The following is a 1,901-nucleotide window of genomic DNA, read 5'->3' on the forward strand; positions in this document are numbered from 1 at the left end:
ACAAATAAACACCCGGCGGGGCGGGGGGCGGGGGGGGGGGCCCCCGGGGCGGGAGGGGGCGGCCCCGGGGGCCCCCCCCCCCCCCGGCCCCCCCACCGCTGGGTGAGTGACGGGGCTCGAACCCGCGAGTGAAGCCGGTCCCGGGCCTGGTGGCCCGGTGACGCCGCAGGATGCCGGGCTTCTCGGGCGTCCCCGATCGTCCCCGATCGTCCCTGACCGGCCTTGATCGTCCTCGTTGCCCCCCAATCTGCCCCCCACATTGGCTGGCCTGTCGGCCCGACCCGTCGGTTGGCGATTGCGGTGCCCGCACGACGCCGGACAGGTGCGGGTATGACCGACGAACAGCTCGCCGCCGTCCGCTGCTACACGTCAGCCGAGGTGGTTCAGATGCTCAACATGAAGAAGAAGTGGCTCAAGGACCTGGTGCGCGACCGCCGGGTCCCGCACCAGCGCACCGGTGCGACGAAGGGGGTGTGGTTCACCGCCGAAGTCGTCTCGAAGATCGGCGAGATGCTGCCGGAGCTGATGTCGCGTCGCCAGATGAACACCGAGGCCGGGCTGCGCGGACGGCGAGCGGCACGGCGGCATGGCAACGGTGACGGTGCAGGCAGAGGTCTCGGCTCAGAAGGTGGCGAGCGGGCGCAGCTGGCAGCGCACCAGCGCAGGCCCGATCGTCCGACGGTCTGAAGCCGCGAGGTCGGGAGTGCGCACCCCTCCCGGCTACGGCCTCGGCGGAGTGCTCGACGACCTTCGCAGGGGGCGTAGGGAAAAGACAGCCTCGACGGGTAGGTCGAAGAAGTCGGCGATGCGCATTGCCAGTGGCAGCGAGGGGTTGAACTCCTGGCGTTCCAGGTAGCCGATCGTCTGAGGGTGTACGCCGACACCATCCGCCAGTTCCCTACGGCTGATCCCTCGCTCAGCCCGCAGCTCCGCTATGCGGTCGTGCACGCGCTTGTCGCCATTCCTGCGAGCGGAGCCGTTCAAAGCCTCATCCGTAGCAGCGACCGGGGGGGGCAGGGTGTGGGACGTTCTAGGCCCCTCTGAAGGGGAGCCGCCGGCCCGCCGGGGCAGCACCAACGCTGTACCGGCTACCCGATAGTACCACTCGTTTTCTTGAGCAGACTGAACGGAAGGTATCCTGGTGGCTATGGATCCAGCTAACAGCTCCGAAGGGGTCAGGTCGGGCCGTGATGCTGTGAGGACGCGTCGCAGTCTGCTGGATGCGGCGGCTGCGGTTCTCGCCGAGGACGCCACTGCAACATCGCTGGCCACGATCGCCGCACGGGCTGGGGTGACCAAGGGTGCTCTCACGCACCACTTCGCCTCTCGGGAGGCTCTCTTCGAGGCGCTTGCCGCAGACTCGGTCGAGAGGTTTCGCAGGCGGGTCCTCGATCGGGTGGACCTCTCGGAGAACCGGCCGGGCAAGCTGCTGCGTGCTTACGTCAACGTGCTCTGTGACGACGTCTCCAGCCCCGACGGGACTGCCACTGCCGACGACGAGTACTGGAGCATCAGCCTGGCACTGCACGGCAGCCCGGGGGTCGCCCGCATCTTCGCGGAGGACACGGAGTGGTGGACAGAGAACCTCACGTCTGACGGGCTCGATCCCGACCGTGTGCGGCTGGTCAGCCTGGCGGTCGACGGGCTGGCGGCCCTCGCTGTGGTCAATGCCGAGCACGCCAGATCCGTGGCCGATGCCGTGAGGGCGCAACTGCTGGACCTGGCCGACGAGGACACGGGGGAGCAGTAGAGCCGCGGGAGGGGGGGGGGGGGGGGGGGGGGGGGGGGGGGGGGGGGGGGCGCGCCGGGGGGGGGGGGGGGGGGGGGGGGGGGGGGGGGGGGGGGGGGGGGGGGGGGGGGCGAGGCGGCGGCGGGGCCGGGGGGCGGGGGGGGGGGCGGGG

General features: G+C 71.3%; 3 protein-coding genes. 2 read left to right on the forward strand and 1 reads right to left on the reverse strand.

The genetic code is table 11. From position 1 onward, the window contains the following. Positions 1-330 precede the first annotated feature (330 nt). Entirely contained in the window at positions 331-687 is a 357-nt protein-coding gene (locus ACI79K_RS21085) for a hypothetical protein (protein WP_456587738.1), read from the forward strand. 33 nt (positions 688-720) lie between these two features. On the opposite strand, the gene ACI79K_RS21090 is transcribed toward ACI79K_RS21085, so the two are convergent. Further along, positions 721-1,254 (reverse strand): helix-turn-helix transcriptional regulator, encoded by a 534-nt coding sequence (locus ACI79K_RS21090; protein ID WP_456600680.1) that lies wholly within the window; start codon positions 1,252-1,254, stop codon positions 721-723. Here ACI79K_RS21090 and ACI79K_RS21095 point away from each other — a divergent pair. Beyond that, on the forward strand, positions 1,148-1,750 hold the full coding sequence (locus ACI79K_RS21095) for a TetR/AcrR family transcriptional regulator (RefSeq protein WP_456587737.1): 603 nt from the start codon (positions 1,148-1,150) through the stop codon (positions 1,748-1,750). The two genes, ACI79K_RS21090 and ACI79K_RS21095, sit on opposite strands and share 107 nt — an antisense overlap. The last annotated feature ends 151 nt before the right edge of the window (positions 1,751-1,901 follow it).

The organism is Blastococcus sp. SYSU DS0616 (assembly GCF_054051015.1).

What these genes read in the sequence shown, in the direction of transcription:
- ACI79K_RS21085 (WP_456587738.1), top strand. Translation starts at nt 331, where the DNA reads ATGACCGACGAACAGCTCGCCGCCGTCCGCTGCTACACGTCAGCCGAG.
- ACI79K_RS21095 (WP_456587737.1), top strand. Translation starts at nt 1,148, where the DNA reads ATGGATCCAGCTAACAGCTCCGAAGGGGTCAGGTCGGGCCGTGATGCT.